This window comes from Campylobacter concisus, assembly GCF_003048675.2.
In the GTDB taxonomy this organism is placed as follows: domain Bacteria; phylum Campylobacterota; class Campylobacteria; order Campylobacterales; family Campylobacteraceae; genus Campylobacter_A; species Campylobacter_A concisus_F.
In genome coordinates this window covers 765,174-789,139 of sequence record NZ_CP060707.1, presented here as the reverse complement: position 1 = coordinate 789,139, position 23,966 = coordinate 765,174, and the positions used below count along the sequence as shown (strand labels likewise).

Here is a 23,966-nt window from a genome sequence, read left to right as displayed (position 1 = left end):
TTTTTACTTTAAAAAGTTGTCGTAAAAGCTACTGATAAATAGCACCAAAATGACAAAAGGCACGATAAATTTGATATAAAAAAACCAAACATCTATGAGCTTTGCGTGCTTCTGGCTGCCTTGTAAAATTTCCTTTTTCGCTTCATCTTTTAGCACCCAGCCGACAAATATCGCACATCCAAGCGAGGTCAGCACGAAAAATATGGTCGCACTTATCGCGTCGTATGCGTCAAAGATATTTTTACCAAAAACACTCACATGGCTTAGCAAATTTGTAGCCATAAGTGATGGTAAATTTCCTAGCACGAAAATGACGCTAAGCACTAAAAATATCGCTTTTTTGCGCTTTATCTTAAATTTCTCTTGCAGCGTAGTAATGATCACTTCATATATCGGTAACGACGTCGTAAGCGCAGCTATCATAAGAAGCGCGAAAAACGCCACCGCGAAAAATCCGCCAAACGGCATGTGCGAAAAGACGATCGGAAGCGACTTGAAAACTAGGCTAGGACCGCTATCTGGCGAGACGCCGTAGCTAAAGAGCGACGGAAATATCATAAAGCCAGCAAGCACGGCTATGACGGTGTTTAAGATGCCTGTGATGATAGAAATTTTAACCAGCCCTTCGTCTTTTTTAACAAAACTTGAGAGCGTTATCATCACGCCAAATCCAAGCGAAAGCGCAAAGAAAACCTGCCCCAAAACCTCGACAAAAAGCTTTAAATTTATCTTTGAAAAATCAGGCGTTAGATAAAATTTCACACCACTCATCGCGCCATCAAGCGTGATATTTTTAGCGATCATTACTAGCATTAGGATAAAAAGCAATGGCATTAGATATTTTGCCGAACGCTCGATGCCGCCAACTGCACCTTGCACCAAGATAGCGTAATTCACTAGAACAAAAACAAGGGTCGCAAAGCTTATGGCAAGCGGGTTGCTAACGATATTTTGCTCGTAAAATGCGCTAGTTTGCTCAAAGCTCACGATGTGCGAGAGATCAAGCAGGCCAAATGAAATTTGAGCGATATAGTTTAAGACCCAGCCGCCGATAACCATATAATAAGCCATGATGCCAAATGCGCCTACAAGCCCCATCCAGCCGACTATCTGCCACTTTTTGCTGATCTTTTTGCCATTTATCGTACCGCCAAACGCATCAACGGCGTTGCACTTTAGGCGCCTACCGATGGCGTTTTCAACCAAAATCATAGGAATACCAATGACTATCATCGCTATGCAAAACACGAGAACATAGGCCCCGCCGCCGTTTTGACCGACCAAGTAAGGAAACCGCCACGTCGCGCCAAAGCCGACCGTAGCCCCTGCAACAGCTAAAATGTATGTAAGTCTTGAACTCCACGATTTTCTATCCATATTATCTACCTTTGTGAAAAACAGGGATTATATAAAAAAATTGATTAAATTTTGCTAGCGACAGGCGATGCTCGCGTGTAAATTTGGCTTTTTTGCTAAATTTGAGGACTTTTATGGACGGAATTTATTTTTAAATTTGCGTGTAAATTTATTCAAAAAGCCTATTTATCTAAAACGCCAAATTCTACGTATCCTTCCATCGCAATTAGCAATATCCAACCCTCTTTTGGGCTGCAAAAATAGTGATGTTGCGGGATATTTTTAACCATAAATTTTAAAAAATCATAAAAGCATTCAGGTGCAAATTTAAGCTCTAGGCTAGTTAAACTGTCACCGATATAGCTTATCTCGCCACTTAAAATTTTACTTTGAATGTCTATATGCGAGCTTAGAAAATTTTTAATATCAGCAAAATTTTTATAATCAGCCGTTTTATAATCTTTTAAATTTTGTAAAAGCGGTTTTGAGCCGACAAATGTAAAATTTCGCTCTATAAAATTTGCTACATCATCGCTTTTGCGCCATTTATAACCCAAATTTGACAAAAAAGCAAACACCTCATCATCAGCTGAAGTAAAAATTTGGAAACTGGACTTTTTCTGGCTCATTTGCCTCCCTTTTTGTAAAAAGTCGCTACGCCTTTGTAAAAGAGGGATTATATAAAAATTTATGGTGATTTTTTTATATTTTTTTAGTAACGGTTAGCGAGCAAATTTTAAAATTCCATGAACGAGTAATTTCGACTCTAAAATTTGAGCTAAGCGGTAAGCGAAGCCAAATTTTAGTAGTCAATTCTTGCGAGTGAATGGAATTTTAAAATTTGCAAGAATAGCTTGATTAAATTTGTAAATTTCTTTTTATTCAAATTATTCAAAAGGGAGACAAGGGGACTCGAGTTACGAGGCCGTCCCCTTATCCCCCTTTTTAAATCCCCTAAACCCCTCGCACGTTCAAGGTGCATGCAATGGTGCTAGCGCACTGCATGCGGTTTATCATCGGGCAAGTGTCAGGTAAATTTTAAAATTCCATGAACGAGTAATTTCGGCTCTAAAATTTGAGCTAAGCTATAAGCGAAGCCAAATTTTAGTAGTCAATTTTTGCGAGTGAGTGAAAGTTTAAAATTTGCGGAACAACTAGACTAAATTTGCAAATTTGCCTAGAAATTTTAAAATTCCAGGCAAATTTCACTCGAATTTACTCTCTAACGACATGTAAAAACTGCATGTGTTTGCGGTATTGCTCGATGACGTCGTTTATCAGCGTAGCTTCGCTCCAGCCAAGCACGTCGTAGTCTTGACCGCCCTCTTTTAGATAGACCTCAGCCCTGTAGTAAAGATCATCGCCGTCAAGCTCCCTCGTATAGTCTGGGCTCTGGCTCTTGGTGAGATAGACACCATATCTAAAGTCCATCTCGTCGCCAAGTCCGACATTTAAATTTACAAAATTTTCGCCATTTGTGACCTTTGCTTCAAGGCCATTTTTGGCAAATTCCTCTTTTAGCTCGTTAAACGCTTTTAGCACGACTTCGTTTAAAAATTTCTTGCCATCTTTCTTGCCTGGTAGCGTAATGATCGCACTTAGACGCTCTTGCCACGGCTTTGAAAGATCACTAATGGGCATGTTGCTAAAGTTATTTGTCTCTTTTTTGGTTAGATCCACACGTAACGCCTTAAATAGCCCGTAAATGGCGCCAAGTAGCACTATGGCAAATGGCAGCGCGGTCGTGATCGTAAGTGCTTGAAGTGAGGCAAGACCGCCTGCTAGCATCAAAAATGCCGCCACGACGCCCACTGTAACGCCCCAAAAGACCTTTTGCCAAACCGGCGTATCGTCCTTGCCGTTTGAGCAAAGCATGTTCATAACGATCGCCGCAGAGTCGGCAGAAGTTACGAAAAATATGACGATCATAAAGACTGCGATCACGCTTAGCACGCCTGAGAAGCTAAATTTCTCCAAAAACATAAATAGCGCTGAGGCTGAGTCGGAATTTACAGTCGTTGCTAGCTCGCTAAAACCACTTTGCACCAAAGCGATCGCCGAGTTACCAAAAAAGCTCATCCAAGCAAAGGTAAAGCCAGTTGGCACGAGAAGCACGCCTATGACAAATTCTCTGATCGTTCTGCCTTTTGAAATTTTAGCTATAAAAAGCCCCACAAACGGCGACCAAGATAGCCACCAAGCCCAGTATAGCAGCGTCCAGCCGCCAAGCCAGCTCTCGTTTTGCCTCTCGTAGGCGTAGAGGTTAAAGGTATTTGAAATGAGCGTAGAGACGTAGTCGCCGCTGTTTTGCACAAACGACTTTAAAAGCTGCGTCGTATCGCCTAAAAATAGTATCAAAAACATAAAACATATAGCTAGCGCGATATTTGCGTTTGATAAGATTTTGATGCCCTTATCGACACCACTTGCCGCTGAGATGGTAGCAGCTAAGCAAAGCACTATTAGAAGCGTGATATGCATAGTCGGCAGACCAAAAACGTGCGTAAGGCCAGCATTTACCTGAAGTACGCCGTATCCTAGCGATGTCGCCACACCAAAAAGGGTCGCCACAACGGCAAATGTATCGATGGCGCTACCTATCTTGCCGTAAATTTTATCGCCAATGATCGGATAAAATGCCGATCTAAGCGTGAGTGGCAAGCCGTGCCTATACGAGAAAAAGGCGAGAATTAACGCCACGATAGCATAGACCGACCATGCGCCCATGCCCCAGTGAAAAAATGTGATATTCAACGCAAGCTTTTGCGCTGCGATAGTTTGCGCGTCGCCAACTGGTGGGTTTAGATAGTGCATGAGCGGCTCGGCCACACCAAAAAATACTAGACCTATGCCCATGCCAGCGGCAAAAAGCATAGAAAACCACGAGATATTTTTGTGCTCTGGCTTTACGTGATCAGCTCCTAGCTTGATCTCGCCAAGCTTACTAAAGCCAAGGATGATGACGCTTAGCAATATGACGGCAACGACTAGGATATAAAACCAGCCAAATTTGGCCGCGATGTAGTTTTGCATACCCTTAAAAAACTCATTTGAGAAATTTGGAAATATCGCTGCAAATGCCGCTATTAAAAATATGATAACAAGCGATGGGATAAATACTGAATTGTTAAATTTTGACCTTTGAAATTTAAACATTTTTCTCCTTTTTGTAAATTTCAGTCTCGCTTTAAAATAACAAAAAAGAGTAAATAGGTCAAATTTTCTCTTTAAAATTTTTATGAAATTTTAAGCTTTAGCCACCAAAAATAGCCACTTTGAAATTTATCTCAAGTCGCTTTTATCTCTCTTTGGTTTTGCAAGAGTTGTTAGCACTATGACGACAAAAGCGATGCCAAATGTGATATACAAGATGATCTTTGGCGAGTCATACTCTATCCTCGACCTTGCGACCTCTTCGCCGCTTGCCTCCACTAGCTCGCCGCGCTTTATCATCTCGCTGATATCTTTTGCGCTAAGCTCTTTAGACGGCCTTGTTAAAATTTCTATGACACTAAGATCAGCCACCTCATAAACGCTATGTTTTATGCCATAAAATGGCTTTATCTTGCTAAAAAAATAGACCTTATCGCCATTTGCATACACTGCGCCATACTCGCCATCTTTTACCAGCCCTACTTCGCGCCAAGAGCTACTTGTGGCAAATTTATATAAAGAGACTGTTTGCGCCTCTAAGTGCCTGCCGTGCTTTGAGCGCCGCCACTCTTCGCCTTGTTGCAAGAAATACGCTGAGCTCTCATCTACAAAAACGTCAGCATAGAGCCTTTTTAGCTCGCCTTTTAGCTGGTAGTCTGAAATTTTAGCTTGTTCGTTTTTCGTGCTATCCCAAAAGTAAATTCCATCTTTGCTGGCAAAAAGAGGCCAAAACGAATGCACGTTATCCACGCTATAAATGGCGCTATAAGGCATATTTTGGGCGCTAAATTTACGCTCATTTGCAAACACCGCCCCACTTTTTGGCTCAAAAAGATATTCTATATCGCGCTTATCATCATAGCATATCTGGCGCACCTCATCTGAGTAGCTTGCATCAAGCTTATAAAAGCCTAAAAATAGGCTCTTGCCGTCTGTGTAATATCCGCTAGCAGCGCCGCTTTCTGCTGTGATGTATCTTAGCTCACTAGGCTGCGCGTCAAGCTTTTCGCCCTTGTAGTAAAGCGTAGCTCCGTCTCTTGCAAAGCCAGCGTCAAATATAGGCTCTAAATTTGTGCTTTCAACCCTTTTTGTCCTGTAAAAATAAGGGCTATCATCGTAGCTTTTGATAAAGGTGTGAGCAAGGTTTTTCATAATGGCGCCAAATTCGCTAAATCCCGCCTCTTTCTCGCTTCTAGTGGCGCAATAATAGCTTATCTTGCCGTCACTTAGATAGCCATTGCCAAGCACTTTTGTGCTGTTTGGATCAAGACCAGGCAAAATTTCTCTAGCACAATAGACATGATTTTTATCAGCCGCCACGTTTGAGTAATCATACGCGTGTTTTAGCTTTAAGACCCTAAAACTAGCCTCATCGACGCCTTTTAGCTCATACTTGCCACTGCCTGAAATTTGAACGTAAATTTTACCCTCAGGCGAGCGGTAAAACTCGCTATTATCAATGTTTGCAAAGCTTCTTTGATACTCGCCCTCATGCCATAGATAAAGCATCGCCAAAACAAAAAATAGCGTCAAAATGACAAAAAGATAAAGGATCTTAGTCGCAATTTTTCTCATTATCTATAATCATCCACCCTTTTTTTAAGCTCGCTGTTTTGCTTTTTGTTTTTAAAAATAGCGCCAACCACCGAGGCCACAAATGCTATGGCAAGAAATATCCAGTAGGCATATTTTTGCGAGTAATCATCAAAGTCGCTTATCGCATCGATCACCACCTCGCCCTCAGCTGGCGTCATAGCGCCTTGATCTACCATTTTTACTATCTCATCAAGTTTTAAATTCTCAACATTTGGACCATAAGGACGAGTGAGAATTTCAACTACGCCAAGATCATTTATATCATAAACACTGCTGTTAAAACGCCAGCCGTAGCCGACGTTATCAAAATAATATGTCTTATCGCCGTTTGCATAAACCGCTCCGTAGCCATCGTTTCTTACAAGCCCTATCTTTCGCCACTGCTCTTTTGTATCAAGCCTTACGATACACGTGTGGCGTGAGCTTAGGCTGTGATTATTTTTTGTGTTGTGCCAAATTTCATAAATTTTTAAAAAATATGTCTTGCCATCACTTATCACCACGTCGCCATATAGCGGCGTTATCTCGCCTTTAAACGGATCATCACCGTCTCTTACAAACTCGCCCTCATCTATGCTGTTATACCACTGCCACTTTCGCTCCCAGTGATAGATCCCGCCTTTACCACGAAAGAGCGCATGATAGGTGTGCCTGTCTTCTAGGTTAAAAAGCGGTTCGTATGGGGCAAATTTTGGGTCAAATTCGTGATCGTTTGCATAGACCATGCCAGAATTTGGCTCATAAAGATAGTGAATGCGCCATATCTCGCCGATATCACGCATTTGCGGGCTAAATTTGATCCCTAGCTTTGAGCTGTCATAATAGACATTTTCTCCGTCAGTCGTAAAATGCATGCTCTTTCTGCCAGATGCCTGCTCGATGTATCGCATTTTGCTGGCATTTGCGCCCTCTAGCTCTTTGCCCTCATGATAGACCTTTACTCCGTCGCTTGCATAGCCAAAGCCCAAGATCGCTGCTAAATTAGCGTTATCAACCTGTCTAAATTTATAGATATGAGTTTGCGCTTTAGGGGTGTTAAACATTTTATGTGAGACGATGTCCCAAAACTCTTTAAGTGCGGATATTTCAAGGTTCGTCTCGCTTTCGCTATCGCAAAAGTATGTCACCTTGCCATCACCAAAATAGCCATTACCAAGCGCTCTAACGCCATTTGGATCAAGACCACTCATCACAAGGTTACCGCAATACACCGCCTTATCGCTAGCGCCAACATTTCTGTTGTCGTATTTGCCGGTGTCAATGTATCTAAATTTACTGGCCCTCACGCCTATTAACTCAAATTTACCGCCACTTGGCACCAAGGCATAGACCTTGTCGTCTTTGACGTAAAAATAGCTATTATTTAGCTCTTTACTATCGCCAATGTCGTCATCTAAAATAGTAGCTAACCCAAAGATAAAAAAATAGACAGCAAAAAATATCACAACAATGGCGATCACTACAGAGATTAGCGGATGTTTTTTTAGCATTTTAGCTCCGTTTTAAACAAATTTAGCGACCTCATCATGCCGCAAACCTTTCATACATTTAAATTTCACAAAACCTATCCAAATATAAAATATCTAAATATCAAAAACCTAAAATATACAAATTTACCCATCCAAAATAGAAAACAAGCGGCTGCTAATGTAATAATAAGCCTAATAATATCAAATTCCAGCGTAACCCCATAATAAATAAAGACTGACGCAATAAAGCAAAAATAAAAACAACCAATCATGAAGATCAAATTTGTAATCCTTGCAAAAAGCCCTGACTCTTCGCTGCTTTTTGCAATTAGCCTAATGCTCTCTATCTTATTTAAAAATCCAACCTTTTTATATTTTATCCGGACTAGATCGCCTACTTCATATTTATATATATCAGGTGAAAATGTCTCACTAAATCTCATCTTATCAACGATAATGCTAAGGCTTACAACAGAATTTTTTCTAACAACTCTCGTATTTAGCGCGCTTATCCTACCGATCTTTTTCAAGCTACTCTAGCTCCTCAGCGATCTCAAGCACTTCAAAATACTCATTTTCTAGGCTTTCAAGCTCAGCTTTTGCCTTTTCTAGCTCTTCATAAAGCTTAGTTAGCCCCACTTCTTGATAAATTTTTGGATCACTTAGTCCCTCGTTTAGCTCAGCCACTCTTGCTTCAAGGGCTGAAATTTTATCTGGATATGTGTTTAAAATTTGCGTTTGTTTGTAGCTTAGTTTTGCGCCAGATTTACTCTTTTGTTTGGCTTCATTTTGGCTGTTTGTTAGCTCTTTTTCAAATTTATCAAGCTCTTTCATCTCATCTTCAAGCTCCAAATAGACGCTATACTCTTCATGCAAGACATTTATCTTTGTGCCCTCAAACGCCCAAAGCTTATTTGCCATCTTATCAACAAAATATCTATCGTGGCTAACTAGCAAGATAGCCCCCTCAAAGCTTTGCAAGTAGTCTTCTAAGATGTTGATAGTTGCGATGTCAAGGTCGTTTGTCGGCTCGTCAAGCACCAGCACATCGTAAGTTTTGGTAAAAAGCATCGCAAGCGCGACGCGGTTTTTCTCGCCGCCACTTAAAACACCTATCTTTTTATCTAGAAATTCCTTTGGAAAGAGGAAATTTTTAAGATAGCCATAGACGTGCATATTTCGCCCACGAACCAGCACGTGATCGCCGCCATTTGGGCAAAATGTCTCTATAAGGCTCTTGTCATCATCAAGGACATTTCTAGCTTGATCAAAGTAGCCGATGCTCACCTCGCCTCTTTTTATCTCGCCGCTACTTGGCTTTTCAAGCCCTAGCAAAATTTTAAGCAAAGTGCTCTTGCCACTGCCGTTTCGCCCCACAATGGCGATCCTCTCGCCCTGCAAGATTCTTGCGTCAAATTTTTCAAAAAGCACCTTGCCGTCTATACTTTTGCTTAAATTTTTAAACTCAAAGAGCATCTTTTTGCGGTTTTGGCTCTGAACTTGGTTGAAATTTTTACTCGCTCGCTCTAGCTCAAGCCTCACACGCCTTATCACGCCTGGGTTTTTCTTAGCCTCCTCGCGCATGGCTAGCACTCGCTCTTTTCTGCCCTCGTTTCGCTTTAGCCTAGCTTTTACACCGCGCCTTAGCCACTCCTCTTCAGCCTTTAGCTGCTTTAGTAGCGTCTCATGTGACTTTGCAAGGCTTGCTAAAATCTCCTCTTTTTTGGTTAGATAGTTTGCATATCCGCCCTCGAAATTTTTTAAGCTTGCATCCTCGACCTCAACGCACCTAGTAGCGAGTGCATCGATAAAATACCTATCGTGGCTTATAAAAACTATGCTTTGATTTGAGCTTTTAAGCATATCTTCAAGAAATTTGACCATATAGACGTCAAGGTGGTTTGTAGGCTCATCAAGCAAAAGCACATCTGGCTTTTTAAGGATGAGAGCGCCCAGTGCCACGCGCCTGATCTCGCCACCACTTAGTGAGCAAATGGGTCTGTTTTCATACTCTTTTAGCTTAAATTCTTGCAAAATTCGCTCGATCTTGTGCTCGATATTCCAGCCGTCTTTTGCCTCTATAAATTTTAAAAGCCTCTCTTGCTCTTTTAAAATTTCTTTGTTTTCAGGATCATTTGCTAGCAAGACGCCACTTTTTTCATACTCGCTTATCGCGTCAAATATCTCTTTTAGCTCGTTATTTAGCGCATCTCTTACGCTAAATGTGGCGTTAAAATTTGGATTTTGCGCTAGCATCTCGACGCTTATTAAGCTCTGCACTATGCGTCTGCCACTATCTGCTGCCACCTCGCCAGAGATGATCTTCATAAGCGTGCTCTTGCCACTGCCGTTTTTACCGATGATAGCTATCTTTTCATTTTCATTTACGCTAAGACTTACACTGTTTAAAATTTCATTTGCGCCAAATTTTTTACTTACGTCTATTAGGTCGATTAATGCCATTTTTCTCTCAAATTTTAAATTTTTTGGATTATATCAAAAGGGAGCTAAAACCTAATTTGGCTATAATCGCCCAAAATTTAAAAAAGGAGAAATTTATGAATCTTTCTATGAAAAAGCTGGTCGTCCCTATATTTTTAGATATGTTTTTACACTTTATAACGCTTATCATAAACACCTACATGGTGACAAAAGTGAGCGTGCATCTAGTTGGCGCCATGGGTGCGGGCAATCAAGTGATGGACCTTTTTATGACCATTTTTAACTTTTTAAGCATGGGCTGCTCAGTCGTCGTCGCACAAGCACTTGGAGCAAAGCAAAACGAGCTAGCTTCAAGCGTCATACACGCAAGCATCACGTCAAATACGGTCTTTGGCATCTTTTCAGCCATCATCATCTACGTCTTTGGCTACAACATCTTAAATTTACTAAACGTTCCAAACGATCTCATAAACGATAGTTTCTCATACCTTCACATACTTGGCTTTGCATTGCTCTTTGATGGCATCGGCATGGTGCTAGCTGCGGTGCTTCGCGTCTATAATCTAGCAACTGCCGTGATGCTAACTTCAGTTTTGATGAACATCATCACCATCTTTGGCAATGCCATCGCCCTTTTTGGCTGGTTTGATCTGCCAAATTTAGGCTTGCAAGGTGTTGCTATCTCGACATTTGTAGGTAGGCTTATTGGCGTTTTTGTCCTACTTTACATGCTTATACGCGTGGCAAAAGTTAAAATTTATCTTAGCAAGCTACTTGTCGTGCCGTTTGGAATTTTAAAGAAAATACTCTCAGTTGGCTTGCCAAGTGCTGGCGAAAATTTACTCTGGATGGCGCAATACATGGTCGCATTTGGCTTTATCGCGAGCATGGGCGAGGCAACTCTTAGCGTGCAAACGATCTACTTTCAGATTACGCTTCTCATCTTACTTTGTGGAGCAAGTATCAGCGTGGCAAACGAGGTCATCGTTGGGCATTTGGTTGGGGCAAGCGAGTTTAACGAGGCCTATACAAGAACCTTTAAAGCCTTGTGGCTTGGCATTTTTATAACGCTCGTCGTCGTTTTGATCGCCTACGCCTTAAAGTATAAGATCATGGACGCACTAAATTTAGATGAGGGCTTGCGCAAGATAATGCTACCGCTCTTTACGCTCTCGATCGTGTTAGAAGCTGGCAGAACCTTTAACGTCGTCATCGTAAATGCCCTTCGTGCAAGTGGCGACGCGAAATTTCCACTTGCAACTGGGCTTATCTTTATGTGGGGGCTTTCGCTGCCGCTTGGATATTTCTTAGGCATACACCTTGGCTGGGGGATCATCGGCGTTTGGATAGGATTTTGCGCTGATGAGTGGCTAAGAGGCCTTGCAAATACCTGGCGCTGGAGAAGCAAAAAGTGGCAAGAAAAACGCCTAGTTTGAGGCAAAAGAGCCTAAATTTAGACTTTTATGGCTTAAGCGTTTTAATAAATTTTAAAACAAATGTAAAGGCTATGCGATTAAGAGTTGGCAAGGATGCTAAGATCACGCTTTCTATGCCATTTTACAGCACGCAAAAGATGGCTCTTGGCTTTCTTGAAACGCACAGAATTTGGCTTGAAAACTCTTATAAAAAAGCTCTTTTAAATTTGCCAAAAGATGATGAGATGAAATTTCTTGGGCAAATTTATAAGATCAAATTTGATGAGAGCGTAAATGTGCCTTTTTTTGAAGATAAATTTATCATAACGCCAAATTTAAAGGCGCTAGAGCGCTTTAAAAAAGCAAGGGCAAAAGAGCTATTTTTAGAGCTTGTAAGCTACTATCAGCCTCATATCAATAAGCCAGTTAGTCGCATTGTCATAAGAGATAGCAAAACTCGCTGGGGCAGCTGCAACCACAAAAAAGGCTATATAAACTTAAGACTAAGACTAATCGAAAAGCCGCTCTCAGCCGTGCGATACGTCGTGCTTCACGAGCTTACTCACCTGCTCTATCCGCATCATCAAACCAGCTTTTATAAATTTATAGAAGCCATCATGCCTGATTACAAAGAGCAAGAGCAAATTTTAAAATCATAATTATTTTTCATCAAGTAAGTGTAAATTTAATATGTTAAAATTGCATATTACTTTACAAAAGGAAAATTTGATGAAAAAAATGATTTTTATCTCGCTTCTTGCAGCTTGCGCTCTAGCAGGCGACTTTGAAGATGGCTTGAAGGCTTATGCTGACTCAAATTTCACTGAGGCTTTATCTAAATTTGAAGCAGGTTGCGCGGCAAATGACGCAAGATCATGCGTAATAGCAGGTGCGATATACCAGGTTGGCAAAACTGACGTGCCAGATAGCAACAAAGCGTTAGAGTTTTACAACAAAGCTTGCCAAGGTGGCGAAAAAGAGGGTTGCTCAGCAGCTGGTGGAATTTATCTAGATAACGATCCACAAAAGGCAAGAGAGCTTTTTAACAAAGCTTGCGAGCAAAACGACGGCTACTCTTGCGGCATGATAGGCTCGATACTAATAGAAGCTAAGAAATTTAAAGAGGCTTACACCTTCTTAGAAAAAGGCTGCAAACTAAACGATAAGATGTCTTGCGAGTTTGCAGGCGATCTAAAACGCTCAAAACAACTTTGATCTTTAGGCTTTTAAAGCCTAAATTCTCACTTTTTATAAAATCAATAGAAATAAATAAATTTAAAAGTTTAGGCAAGAGAGCTCTTGCCTAATGTTAAATCGCTCTTATTTGATCAAGCGGTTTATCTTTTATGCCCCACTGGGTCATAAAGACAAAACCATAAAGAGCCGCTGCTACGATGTAGGCTGTGTATTCGTTTGGCATTAGGCCAAATTTCACGCAGATATTTGGCACAAGTGCTAGAGGCACGACTGGGATAAGTAGCGCCCTCTCCCAGATCCTAAGCTTAGTGACGTAGTAGCCTTGAAGCAAGCTTGAAAAGGCAAACATCCCCACGATCGCCATACCAAAAACAAGTAAAATTTCAAGTGGGTTGCTCATCCAAACGATACCTTTTGAATCAAGCGGATCGCTCGTGTTTATGCTATCAATTAGCATAAGTTTGTTGTTAAAGAAAAAGGCAAATGGCAAGATCGCCGTTCTTAGATCGTAAAAGAACCCTTGAACGCCAACGGTTATTGGATTTGCTTTAGCGATGCCCGCTGCTGCATAGGCTGCGATGCCAACTGGCGGCGTATCATCGGCTAAAATTCCAAAGTAAAATACAAAAAGATGCACAGCAATGGCAGGGATCAAAAAGCCATTTTTATGCGCCAAAAATAAGATAACTGGCGCAACAAGGCTTGAGACGACGATGTAGTTTGCTGTCGTTGGAAGACCCATACCAAGGATAAGCGACATAAGAGCTGTTAAAACTAGGATCATCATGATGTTATCGCCTGCTAAAAGCTCGACTAGATCAGAGAGCACCTGACCAAGGCCAGTAAGCGAGATAGAGCCCACGATGATGCCAGCAAGCGCGGTTGCAATGGCTATTGTAGTCATACTCTTTGCAGCTGCGACCATCGCCCAAAATATATCCTCAAAGCCTAAAAGCACGTCATTTATGCCTACTTTTTCGCCTGAAGCAAGCTTTTTAGTTGGCTCTTGAAATATCATTATCAAAAATAAAAATCCGATCGCATTAAAAGCTGCTGAGATGGCCGACTCTTTTGCGATTAGCAATGTATAAAGCAAGATCAAAATAGGCGTTATATAGTGAAGGCCACTAACAAAAATTTTAAATCTTGAGTGAAATTCGCTCTGATCTATGCCTTTTAGTCCAAGCTTAACGCTCTCTAAATGCACGATAAAAAATAGCGACAAATAGCACGCAAACGCTGGGATAACCGCTGCCATCATGACATTTGTATATGTCATGCCTAAAAACTCAGCGATGATAAAAGCAGCCGCACCCATGATAGGTGGCATGAGCTGTCCATTTACACCAGCCGCAACCTCGATAGCACCAGCTTTTGTGCGTGAAAGACCAGCTTTTTTCATAAGCGGTATGGTAAATGTACCAACGGTTACGACGTTTGCTGTTGAACTGCCTGAAACCATGCCTGTTAGGCCGCTTGCGATGACTGAGGCTTTGGCCGGGCCGCCTCTATATTTACCAAGAAGCGAGAAGGCTAAATTTATGAAGTATTGTCCAGCGCCTGCTCGCTCTAACAATGAGCCAAAAAGAACGAAAAGATAGATAAAACTAACGCTAACACCGATAGGCACGCCAAAGACGCCCTCTGTCGTTAAAAACATATGTCCCGCGATCTTTTCTAAGCTAGCGCCCTGGTGAGCGATGATGTCTGGCATATAAGGTCCAAAGTGATCATATATCAAAAATAATATACAAATGATAGGAAGCGCTGGTCCCATGACACGCCTGCCAGCCTCAAGTAAGACAATGATCGCCAAAAACGATATGACGATATCTTGAGTGATATAATCCCCTGTCCTATCAGCTAGCTCATAAAAATAAACAGCTGGATAAAGCACGGCAACAACGCCTACCACGCAAAAAACTAGGTCGTAAAATGGCAAACTTGAGTGAGCCTTTTTATGAAAAGTGACTGGATAGAGCAAAAATACAAGCCCAACCGCAAAAGCTAGGTGAATAGAGCGTGAAATGTTAGTATTTAGTGGGAAATACGCTATATAAAGCTGAAAAACCGACCAAGAGAAACACGCAAATGCGATGAAATAGTTGTAAAAATTGCTATTTATCTCTCTTGTCTTTACTTCGACAAATTGTTCTTCGTTGTCATTAACTTCGTTCATCTCTCTCCTTTAAAATTTAAATATATAAATTTAGAAGAAATTTGCATATTTAAATTTTATCCAGAGGCAAAGCCCCTGGAGATGGATTATTTTAAGATACCTGCCTCTTTAAACGCAGCCTCTGCAGCTGGGTGAAGCGGAGCTGAAAGACCTTGGACGAGATCTTCTTTATTTACTGATTTTAGCGCTGGGTGAAGAGTTTTATACTCATCAAAGTTGTCTAAAATAGCTTTTATCACAGCTTTTACAGCCTCATCTTTTGTATCTTTGCTAGTTACTAAAACAGCCTTTACGCCGATAGTATTTACATCGTGATCGACGCCATCATATGAGCCTTTTGGGATCACACCTTTTGCAAAGTATGGTTTTTCTTTAAGAAGTTTATCGATCTCGCTGCCTTCGATGTTTAGGATATCAATAGGCAAAGATGTCGCAGCGTCAGTGATGTTTGCGGTTGGGTGACCAACGACAAAGCTATAACCATCTATCTTTTTATCTTTTAGTGCGTGTGGGCATTCACCAACTGTTAAAACGCCGCGGTATCCTAGTTTTGAAACATCAAAGCCCTTTGCTTTAAAGACTTCAAGCGTGCTCACTTCGTTGCCGCTGCCTGGGTTGCCTACGTTGTATTTTTTACCTGCAAAAGACTGGATATCACTTGTTAGACCGCTATCTTTTGCCACGACAAATGCAAGAAGCTCTGGATAGATAGCCACTACTGAGCGTAAATTTTCATCTTTTGCTCCGTCAAATTTGCCAGTGCCGTTATATTTGTCATAGACGACGTCACTTTGAACAAAGCCAAAAGTAAGCTCTTTTTTAAGGACGTTATTTACGTTATAAACAGAGCCGCCAGTTGATTGAACAGAACATTTTACGTCTGTATTTTTGTTTGCCAAACGGCAGATCGCTCCACCTATTGGATAGTATGTACCTGTCATACCACCAGTGCCGATACTGATAAATTCTTTTGCTGAAAGTGTTGTTGCTAAAAGCAATCCAGCAAGTGCCAAAGAAGTAGTTTTCATCTAAAATCCTTTCAAAAAATTTAAGGCTATTTTATTCTATAAATTTAGCTTTGTATCTTTTTGTTATGATATTTTTATGCCATTTTTGTAAAGTTGCAACTATTCTACACAATCAAGGCTTAAAAAAATATTTTCTTAAGAATAAATTTATATTTCTTTTACGAGCAATCTAAATTTTAAGAGCTAGAAATTCTAGCTCTAAATTTAGTCTATAAATCTCTTTGTGATATTTGCGTAGGCATCGATCCTGCGGTCACGTAAAAATGGCCAAATTCTGCGAACTTCTTCACTTCTTTTCATGTCTATCTCAACGATCTTGCATAGCTCGTCTGTGCTATTTGCGCGGAAAAGCTGCTCGCCTTGTGGCCCGTAAACAAAGCTATTTCCCCAAAATTTTATCCCATCCATCACGCCACTATCATCTTTTTCAAAGCCCACACGATTTACTGCGACCACTGGCAGTCCATTTGCCACGCTGTGACCTCTTTGCACTGCCACCCACGCTTCAAGCTGCCTTGACTTTTCATCCTCGCTATCGCCCTCAAACCAGCCAATAGCCGTTGGATAGATGAGAATTTTCGCCCCTTTTAGTGCCATTAGCCTTGCAGCTTCTGGATACCACTGATCCCAGCAGACCAAAACGCCAAGCTTGCCAAGACTCGTCTCAATAGGCTCAAAGCCGATATCGCCAGGCGTGAAGTAAAATTTCTCGTAAAATCCAGGGTCATCAGGGATGTGCATTTTTCGGTATTTGCCAGCTACGCTGCCGTCACGCTCGAAGACAAAAGCGGTGTTGTGATAAAGTCCGTCAGCCCTCTTTTCAAAGAGCGAAGTGACTAAAACTACGCCATTTTCCTTAGCCACCCTGCCCCAAAAAGCGATATCTTCTTGCCAGTCGTTTGCGTGATCAAAGAAATTTGTATCCTCGCTTTGGCAAAAGTACTGCGTCTGGTGTAGCTCTTGGCAGACCACGAGATCAGCGCCACCTTTTTTTGCCTCAGCTATTAGCTCAAGCGTCTTTGCGATGGTCGCCTCTTTTGTGCCTTTAAATTCTTGTTGAAGTAGTGCTACTTTCATCTCATTTCCCTTCTTTGTCGTTGTATGGGTCTAAATGCGTGGTTATCTGCCACGAAAAATCCTTAAATTTCTCTCTTATCTCAGCTTCAAGCGATTCGGCCACCTCGTGCGCGTCGTAAAGCGAGATATCTTTGTCAAAAACTAAATGCAGCGTTAAAAATATGGTATTTGCGCTCTGCCTTGTGTTTAGATAGTGAAAGTCTGAAATCCTCTGCTTTGCCTTTATCATCTTGATGATCTCAGCTGTGACCTCAGGGCTTGCTGCGTGATCTAGCAAGACACCAAAGGCGTCTTTGCCAAGACTTATGGCGCTTTGAGCGATGTAGCCGCTTATCACGATACCAAAGATCGCATCTATCATCACAAATCCGCTAAATTTAATGATAAGCAGCGAGATGATGACTGCAAGGTTGCTAAAAAGGTCGATCTTATAGTGCAGCGCGTCTGCTTTTATGATAAGGTTGCCACTTTTTTTAGAAATTTGGTTTAAAAATAGCACCAAACATAGCGTCACCACGACTGAAAACACCATCACACCAAGGCTTAAGCCAAGGTCTATCTCTAAATTTGGCTCTCTAAATTTCTTAATGCTCTCATAAAAGATAAAGCCTGCCGCTAACACGATGATGACGCACTCAAATAGCGCTGCCAAGGCCTCTAGCTTTGTGTAGCCAAAGTTAAATCTCTCATCAGCTTGCTTTCTTGACTTTCTAAGCGCAAATAAATTTAAAAGCGACACAATAAAATCAAGCATTGAATCTATCGCCGAGCCAAGCACGGCGACCGAACCGCTAAAAAGTCCCGCCGCAAATTTCACAAGTGCGAGCAAAAAGGCACAAGCTCCCGCTGCGATGACAGCCTTATTTTCGCTCTGCGTGCACTCCTGCTTATTTATGCGGTTAAACTCATAATCAAACGGACTTGACAAGACTAAGCCCTCTTGTATCTATTTTGGCTTGAGCAGTGAAGCGAGCCATTTTGACGGACAAAAACTAGCGAATTTACACCGATGATCTTTCTGTCTGGTAGCGCCTTGGCAAGTAAATTTAGCACCTTTTCGTCGTTTTCGTCGTTATATGTTGGCACGATTAGCGCACCATTTATAAAGATAAAATTTGCATAGGTGCAGCCAAGCCTTTTGCCCTCATAAAATTTAGGCTTAGGTAGTGGCAGAGCAAGTAGCTTAAAGCCAGTTTTTTTAAGCTCATCCTCCATCCTTTTTAGCTCATCAAAGTGCTCGTCGCTCTTATCATCGCAAGCTGCGTAAGCAATAGTATCAGGCGTGATAAAACGCGCTAAAGTGTCGATGTGGCTATCTGTGTCATCGCCTCTTATAAAACCATTTTCAAGCCAGATGATACGCTTTAGGCCAAATAAATTTTTAAGCTTTTCTTCTATCTGCTCTTTGCTTAGAGATGAATTTCTATTTTCATTTAGCAGGCATTTTGAAGTAGTTAAAAGCACGCCATCTCCATTAAACTCGACACTTCCGCCCTCTAGTATCATATCAACAGGCTCAAGCTTAGTTTTGTAAATTTTAGCTAGCTCTAAATTTATCGCATCATCTTTTGAGCTCTTAAATTTACCGCCCCAAGCGTTAAATTTAAAGTCATAGCTCTTTACACCGTCCTTGGTGCAAACGTCGATCATACCGTAGTCTCTGATCCAAGTATCGTCAGTATCGAGCTTAACAAACTCAACATTTTTAAATTTCTTAAACCTAGTGAAATTTGCCTCATCAGGGCAGATAAGCACCACCTTTTCAAAGGGCGTAACAGCAGCCACGAGCTCCTCATAGCTCGCTAAAATCTCCTCTAAATAAGGCTCCCAGTCGCTCTTACTATGTGGCAGCGATAAAAACAAAAGCTCCTGCTCTTCCCACTCTGCATACGCTCTCACGCTCTCTCCTTGTAAATTTTATAAATTCCATAAATCGTAATGATTATCCAAAAGACCTCTATCAAAAATGAGCCGAGGTTAAAGTGCACAAAAAGCGAGATTATAAGCAGCACCGCACCTGCTAAATTTATTATCTGGTAGGCTAGATCGCGGCTATTTAGGCGGCCGATCTGAAGTAAAAAGTAGCCCATCACGATGCAAATCATCCCTAAAAAGCCGATGATCTGAAAAAGATCGATCAAATTTTATCCTTTTTGTAAGCTTAAATTTAAAGCGTGATCATATCTAATTAGTTTTAAATTTATTATTATGGGATAAAATAACTCCATTTTTCAGATTGGATTAAAGTTTATGGATTTTGAGTTTATTGAGAAATTTTACCCCCTTTTTGTAAAGGCTGGGATTCTCACCTGCCAGATCGCCTTTTTGGGGATCGTTTTTTCTATTTTGATAGGCATTTTTTGCATGGCTGTGAAATTTTACAAGCTAAAATTTCTCTCAAAACTAGTTGATTGCTACGTTGAGCTTTCAAGAAACACGCCACTTCTTATCCAGCTCTTCTTTTTATACTACGGCTTGCCAAAGCTTGGGGTGTCGATGAGTGGCTTTACCTGTGCGGTCGTGGGGCTTAGCTTTCTTGGTGGCAGCTACATGAGCGAGAGCTTTAGACTTGGCTTTGAGGCGGTGAGAAGGTCGCAGATAGAAGCAGGACTTAGCATCGCACTTAGTAAAAATCAGCTCTTAAGATATGTTATCTTGCCACAAGCCTTTAGCGTGGCACTTCCAAGCATCAGCGCAAACGTCATATTTTTACTAAAAGAGACAAGCATCGTTAGTATCGTGGCACTTGCTGATCTAGTCTATGTCGCAAAAGATCTCATCGGACTTTACTACAAGACAGATGAGGCGCTTTTTATGCTGGTTATTAGCTATCTTGTCATCATCTTGCCAGTCTCGCTGGCGCTTAGCTACGTCGAAAAAAGGGTGAGAAATGCAAGGAGTTAGTATATTATTTGACATGCAAAATTTACTAAGACTGCTTGAAGGTCTTGTAGTAAGCACTGAAATTTCGCTCATCTCTATCATCATCTCCGTCATCAGTGGCCTCATACTTGGCGTTTTGATGAGCATGAAAAACAAATTTATCTATCTTATTTTAAAAATTTGCCTCGAGATCGTTCGTATCATGCCTCAGATCGTCTGGCTATTTTTATTTTACTTTGGCGTTAGCAAGGCTTTTGGACTGCATATCTCGGCATTTACCGCCTCGCTCATCGTCTTTAGTCTTTGGGGCGTTTTTGAGATGATGGATATCGTGCGAGGGGCGATCACCTCGATACCAAAGCACCAGTTTGAGTCAGCCGCCTCGCTAGGACTTAGCAAATTTCAAATTTACTTTTATGTCATCATCCCACTTGCTACTAGAAGGCTGGTGCCTGGAGCTGTAAATTTACTAAGCCGTATGATAAAAACGACCTCTATCGTCGTACTAATCGGCGTTGTAGAGGTGGTCAAAGTCGGCCAGCAGATCATCGAGCGAAATGTATTTACAAATCCTATGGCGCCATTTTGGATATACACGCTCATATTCTTTTTATATTTTGCGATCTGCTATCCAGTCTCAAAACTATCGAAAAAACTAGAAGAAAAATGGAGCTAAAATGAGCGAAAATATCTTGGAACTTAAAAAAATAAACAAATTTTATGGAGAGCTTCACGCCTTAAAAGATATAAACTTAGAGGTTAAAAGTGGCGAAGTGGTCGTGCTTCTTGGACCATCGGGATGCGGCAAGAGCACAACTCTTAGATGTATAAACGGCCTTGAGAGCATAGCAAGCGGCGAGATCATCATAGACGGCGAAGTGATAGATGCTAAATTTAAAGAGTGGCAAAGGATCCGCCAAAAGGTCGGCATGGTCTTTCAAAGCTACGAGCTATTTGATCATATGAACGTCATCGATAACGTCCTTCTTGGGCCTTTAAAGGTGCAAAAAAGAGATAGAGCCGAGGCTGAAAAGACGGCTGATATGTGGCTTAGCAAGGTTGGGCTACTTGATAAGAAATTTGCCTATCCAAAGGAGCTAAGTGGCGGTCAAAAGCAGCGCATAGCGATAGTAAGAAGCCTTTGTTTAAACCCTGAGATCATGCTATTTGACGAGGTTACGGCTGCGCTTGATCCAGAGATCGTTAGAGAGGTGCTTGATGTGATACTAAATTTAGCCAAAGATGGCATGACGATGCTAATAGTCACCCACGAGATGAGCTTTGCAAGAGCAGTTGCAAACAAGATCGTATTTATGGACGCTGGAGCGATAGTGGAGATCAGCGAGCCAGAGGAGTTTTTTACTAATCCAAAGAGCGAGCGAGCAAAGAAATTTCTAAATTTATTCTCGTTTTAGAAAAAATAAGAGATAATTTGCCTGTTTTCAAAATGCGTTTAGAGCGAGATTTAACCGCTCTTATTTACTAAATTTTCTAAAGGAGAAAGAGTGAGAAAATTTAAATTTTTCTTATTAGCATTAGTCGCTACCGTCTTTCTAACGGGTTGTGGTGATGACAAAGGTGCGGACAAAGCAGCCGCTTCAAATCAAACTGACGCTATCGCAAAGATCAAAGAGCGTGGATATGTAAGGATAGGCGTTTTCAGCGACAAACCGCCATTTGGCTACGTCGATAAAGACGGCAAAAACCAAGGCTATGACATCTACTTTGCAAAACGCATCGCAAAAGACTTGCTTGGCGACGAGAGTAAGGTCAAATTTGAACTAGTGGAGGCTGCTGGCAGGGTTGAAGTGCTCACAGCTGACAAGGTCGATATCACGCTTGCAAATTTCACAAAAACGCCTGAGCGCGCGCAAGTTGTTGATTTTGCGCTTCCATATATGAAGGTCTCACTTGGCATCGTTAGCCCTGAGGGCGCTGTGATAAAGAGCGTTGATGAGCTAAAAGATAAAACACTAATCGTCAATAAAGGCACAACCGCAGACGCATTTTTTACAAAAAATTATCCTGATATCAAGCTTTTAAAGTATGATCAAAACACCGAAACTTTCGCAGCTTTGGTTGATAAAAGGGGTGCAGCTCTAGCACATGATAACGCCCTACTTTTTGCCTGGGCGAAAGAGACTCCTGGCTTTGTCGTTGGCGTTGAAGCGCTTGGCGATGTGGATGTGATAGCTCCAGCTGTCAAAAAAGGCAACAAAGCCTTGCTTGAGTGGCTAAACAACGAGATCATCGAGCTTGGAAAAGAAAATTTCTTCCACAAAGACTATGACGCAACGCTAAAACCAATCTATGGTGACAGTGTAAATCCTGAATCTTTAGTCGTCGAAGGCGGCAAACTCTAAATTCAATGGCGTAATCTTTACGCCATCTCTCTTTTTTAAATTTAACAAATATATTTGCAAGTTTTACGGCAAGCGACATCACTTTAAAATCCAGACGGCGGTTTTGCAATTCTTGTCAGCAAGCTGTTGGGTGGGTTTTATAATAATGTTTCTAATTTTTTGTCAGTAAGTGGAACTGCTTTAAAATCTATGATGAAGTAGCTTTGCATACCTGAGCGCTAAACGAGAAAAATAAGCTTATAGCGTAATGAACTCTTTTTGAAAAACACCGATACCGATAGGCTATTTGTTGATTTTAAATTCTATATATTTGATAAATTTAGAAAACTGCGAAAGCCAAATGAGAGAGAAAACCTTAGTTTTTGAATATTTAAATAAAATTTTGAAAAGCATTTTGGAGTAAATTTAACCCAAAATGCTTTTTGTTAGCTACATTAAGCTCTTTAGCAAATTTGTTACTTTTTGCTCGATCTCTTCTAGAAATTCCTTGCTCTTTGCTTCAAATCTAGTGACGATAACTGGCGTTGTATTTGACGCACGCACCAGTGCCCAGCCATTTTCAAACTGAATTCTTATGCCATCAATGTCGATGATATTTTTTATCTTCGGTAGGTCGCAGTTCTCGTTTTTCACGCACTCTTTTAGCTTAGCAACTATCTTAAATTTAGCCTCGTCAGTCGTCTTTATCTTGATCTCATCGGTGCTAAAGACAAGCGGCATCTTATCAAGCTCGCCGTCAAGGTCAAAGCCCTTATGAACTAACTCAAGCACCCTCATCATCGCATAAAGCGCATCATCAAAGCCAAAATAGCGCTCTTTAAAGAAGATATGCCCACTAACTTCAGCCGCGAGATCTACGTTTAGCTCTTTCATCATCTTTTTTATATTGCTGTGTCCTGTCTTACCCATGAAGACTTCGCCGATTTTTGCGATCTCATCATACATATTTTGTGAGCATTTTACCTCGCCAAGCACTTTTGGATGTTTCATATTTAGCGCATAAAGATATGCTAGTTCATCGCCTTTTATATCTCTTTTTGGCGTTATAACTGCGATCCTGTCGCCATCTCCGTCAAAGCCAAATCCAAGGTCAAATTCCTTCTTTTCGATGAGCGAAAATATCTCTTTTAAATTCTCTTTTTCGCTTGGGTCTGGGTGGTGATTTGGGAAGTTTCCGTCTGGATCTTCATATAAAATTTTTGCATTTAGACCAAGCGCTTTAACGATAGGCACCAAGCTCACGCCAACAGCGCCATTTGCGCAGTCGATGACAAAAGGCTTTTTGAAATTTTTAAGTTCGCTAAATTCTTTTACAAAAAACTCGACATATTTTTCTAAGATGTTAAATTTCTCACAGCTCTCATCGTCTGCGATCTGCTCACCAGAGGCGATTATCTCATTCACCTTATCTTTTAAAATTTGCAGATCTTTGCCAAAAAAACTATCCTTTTTGATAGTAATCTTAAAGCCGTTATAATCTTTTGGATTGTGAGAGCCCGTGATCATGATGTTTGCATCAAAATAATCAGCATAAACGCTAAAGTAGCCAACAGGAGTTGGTAACAAGCCGATGTTATAAATTTTAAAACCACCAGCCTTGTTTAGGCCACTTAACAGATACCTAAAAAGCGTGCTAGCACTTAGCCTTGCGTCAAAACCAACGCTTAAAGTTTTCACGCCAAATTCGTTAAATTTCTTGCCTAAAGCGAGCCCTATAGCCTTGACGCTATCTTCTGTCAAGTCTTTTTCATAAATACCACGGATGTCGTATTCTCTAAAAATTTCATCATATTTCATTGTAAATTCTC

General features: G+C 41.1%; 21 protein-coding genes. 7 read left to right on the top strand and 14 right to left on the bottom strand.

What is annotated here, in order from left to right; all coding sequences use genetic code 11:
- Positions 1-3: 3 nt before the first annotated feature.
- The 7 genes from CVT00_RS03960 to abc-f all read right to left on the bottom strand — a co-directional run bounded on the left by CVT00_RS03960 (position 4) and on the right by abc-f (position 10,037).
- Positions 4-1,377 (bottom strand): sodium-dependent transporter, encoded by a 1,374-nt coding sequence (locus tag CVT00_RS03960; RefSeq protein ID WP_103559102.1) that lies wholly within the window; start codon positions 1,375-1,377, stop codon positions 4-6.
- A 161-nt stretch (positions 1,378-1,538) separates the two neighbouring features.
- Positions 1,539-1,985: a hypothetical protein gene (locus tag CVT00_RS03955; protein ID WP_196376889.1), complete on the bottom strand. Its 447-nt coding sequence runs from the start codon at positions 1,983-1,985 to the stop codon at positions 1,539-1,541.
- A 586-nt stretch (positions 1,986-2,571) separates the two neighbouring features.
- A complete protein-coding gene (locus CVT00_RS03950; RefSeq protein ID WP_107915501.1) occupies positions 2,572-4,512 on the bottom strand; it encodes a BCCT family transporter in 1,941 nt (646 codons plus the stop codon).
- Positions 4,513-4,638: 126 nt separating this feature from the next.
- Positions 4,639-6,084, bottom strand: a complete 1,446-nt coding sequence (locus CVT00_RS03945; protein WP_107915499.1) for a DKNYY domain-containing protein — start codon at positions 6,082-6,084, stop codon at positions 4,639-4,641.
- Entirely contained in the window at positions 6,084-7,595 is a 1,512-nt protein-coding gene (locus CVT00_RS03940; protein WP_107915497.1) for a DKNYY domain-containing protein, read from the bottom strand. Before CVT00_RS03940 ends, CVT00_RS03945 begins: the two co-directional genes overlap by 1 nt.
- A gap of 74 nt (positions 7,596-7,669) precedes the next feature.
- Positions 7,670-8,104, bottom strand: coding sequence for a hypothetical protein (locus CVT00_RS03935; RefSeq protein WP_107915495.1), 435 nt, complete (start codon positions 8,102-8,104; stop codon positions 7,670-7,672).
- 1 nt (position 8,105) lies between these two features.
- Positions 8,106-10,037, bottom strand: a complete 1,932-nt coding sequence (gene abc-f / locus CVT00_RS03930; protein WP_107915493.1) for a ribosomal protection-like ABC-F family protein — start codon at positions 10,035-10,037, stop codon at positions 8,106-8,108.
- 95 nt (positions 10,038-10,132) lie between these two features.
- Between abc-f and CVT00_RS03925 the strand changes: the two genes are divergently transcribed.
- The 3 genes from CVT00_RS03925 (at position 10,133) to CVT00_RS03915 (ending at position 12,646) form a co-directional block, all read left to right on the top strand.
- The gene (locus tag CVT00_RS03925; RefSeq protein WP_107915503.1) at positions 10,133-11,452 is read left to right on the top strand and encodes an MATE family efflux transporter; all 1,320 of its coding nucleotides are present in this window, start codon (positions 10,133-10,135) and stop codon (positions 11,450-11,452) included.
- Positions 11,428-12,090 carry a M48 family metallopeptidase gene (locus CVT00_RS03920; RefSeq protein ID WP_230853797.1) on the top strand — a complete coding sequence of 221 codons (663 nt, stop codon included), beginning with the start codon at positions 11,428-11,430 and terminating at the stop codon, positions 12,088-12,090. Before CVT00_RS03925 ends, CVT00_RS03920 begins: the two co-directional genes overlap by 25 nt.
- A 70-nt stretch (positions 12,091-12,160) precedes the next feature.
- Positions 12,161-12,646: a tetratricopeptide repeat protein gene (locus CVT00_RS03915; protein WP_103558193.1), complete on the top strand. Its 486-nt coding sequence runs from the start codon at positions 12,161-12,163 to the stop codon at positions 12,644-12,646.
- Between the two features lie 94 nt (positions 12,647-12,740).
- Here the strand turns inward: CVT00_RS03915 and CVT00_RS03910 are convergent, their stop codons facing one another.
- The 6 genes from CVT00_RS03910 to CVT00_RS03885 form a co-directional block, all read right to left on the bottom strand.
- Positions 12,741-14,807: a TRAP transporter permease gene (locus CVT00_RS03910; protein ID WP_107915491.1), complete on the bottom strand. Its 2,067-nt coding sequence runs from the start codon at positions 14,805-14,807 to the stop codon at positions 12,741-12,743.
- A gap of 86 nt (positions 14,808-14,893) precedes the next feature.
- Positions 14,894-15,835: a TAXI family TRAP transporter solute-binding subunit gene (locus CVT00_RS03905; RefSeq protein ID WP_103575974.1), complete on the bottom strand. Its 942-nt coding sequence runs from the start codon at positions 15,833-15,835 to the stop codon at positions 14,894-14,896.
- A gap of 204 nt (positions 15,836-16,039) precedes the next feature.
- Positions 16,040-16,912: a carbon-nitrogen hydrolase gene (locus CVT00_RS03900; protein ID WP_107915489.1), complete on the bottom strand. Its 873-nt coding sequence runs from the start codon at positions 16,910-16,912 to the stop codon at positions 16,040-16,042.
- Position 16,913: 1 nt separating this feature from the next.
- The gene (locus CVT00_RS03895) at positions 16,914-17,840 is read right to left on the bottom strand and encodes a cation diffusion facilitator family transporter (RefSeq protein ID WP_107915487.1); all 927 of its coding nucleotides are present in this window, start codon (positions 17,838-17,840) and stop codon (positions 16,914-16,916) included.
- A gap of 2 nt (positions 17,841-17,842) precedes the next feature.
- On the bottom strand, positions 17,843-18,811 hold the full coding sequence (locus CVT00_RS03890) for an agmatine deiminase family protein (protein WP_107915485.1): 969 nt from the start codon (positions 18,809-18,811) through the stop codon (positions 17,843-17,845).
- Positions 18,808-19,053, bottom strand: a complete 246-nt coding sequence (locus tag CVT00_RS03885) for a CBU_0592 family membrane protein (RefSeq protein WP_021089339.1) — start codon at positions 19,051-19,053, stop codon at positions 18,808-18,810. The genes CVT00_RS03890 and CVT00_RS03885 overlap by 4 nt, the downstream gene beginning before the upstream one ends.
- A gap of 109 nt (positions 19,054-19,162) precedes the next feature.
- Here CVT00_RS03885 and CVT00_RS03880 point away from each other — a divergent pair, with 109 nt between their 5' ends.
- The 4 genes from CVT00_RS03880 to CVT00_RS03865 all read left to right on the top strand — a co-directional run bounded on the left by CVT00_RS03880 (position 19,163) and on the right by CVT00_RS03865 (position 22,158).
- Positions 19,163-19,816 (top strand): amino acid ABC transporter permease, encoded by a 654-nt coding sequence (locus CVT00_RS03880; protein ID WP_103585795.1) that lies wholly within the window; start codon positions 19,163-19,165, stop codon positions 19,814-19,816.
- Positions 19,803-20,471, top strand: a complete 669-nt coding sequence (locus CVT00_RS03875) for an amino acid ABC transporter permease (RefSeq protein WP_107915483.1) — start codon at positions 19,803-19,805, stop codon at positions 20,469-20,471. The genes CVT00_RS03880 and CVT00_RS03875 overlap by 14 nt, the downstream gene beginning before the upstream one ends.
- Before the next feature lies 1 nt (position 20,472).
- On the top strand, positions 20,473-21,210 hold the full coding sequence (locus tag CVT00_RS03870) for an amino acid ABC transporter ATP-binding protein (protein ID WP_103567186.1): 738 nt from the start codon (positions 20,473-20,475) through the stop codon (positions 21,208-21,210).
- A gap of 90 nt (positions 21,211-21,300) precedes the next feature.
- Entirely contained in the window at positions 21,301-22,158 is an 858-nt protein-coding gene (locus CVT00_RS03865; protein ID WP_103567185.1) for a cysteine ABC transporter substrate-binding protein, read from the top strand.
- Between the two features lie 429 nt (positions 22,159-22,587).
- Here the strand turns inward: CVT00_RS03865 and CVT00_RS03860 are convergent, their stop codons facing one another.
- Positions 22,588-23,955: a phosphomannomutase/phosphoglucomutase gene (locus tag CVT00_RS03860; RefSeq protein WP_103611869.1), complete on the bottom strand. Its 1,368-nt coding sequence runs from the start codon at positions 23,953-23,955 to the stop codon at positions 22,588-22,590.
- Positions 23,956-23,966: the final 11 nt, after the last annotated feature.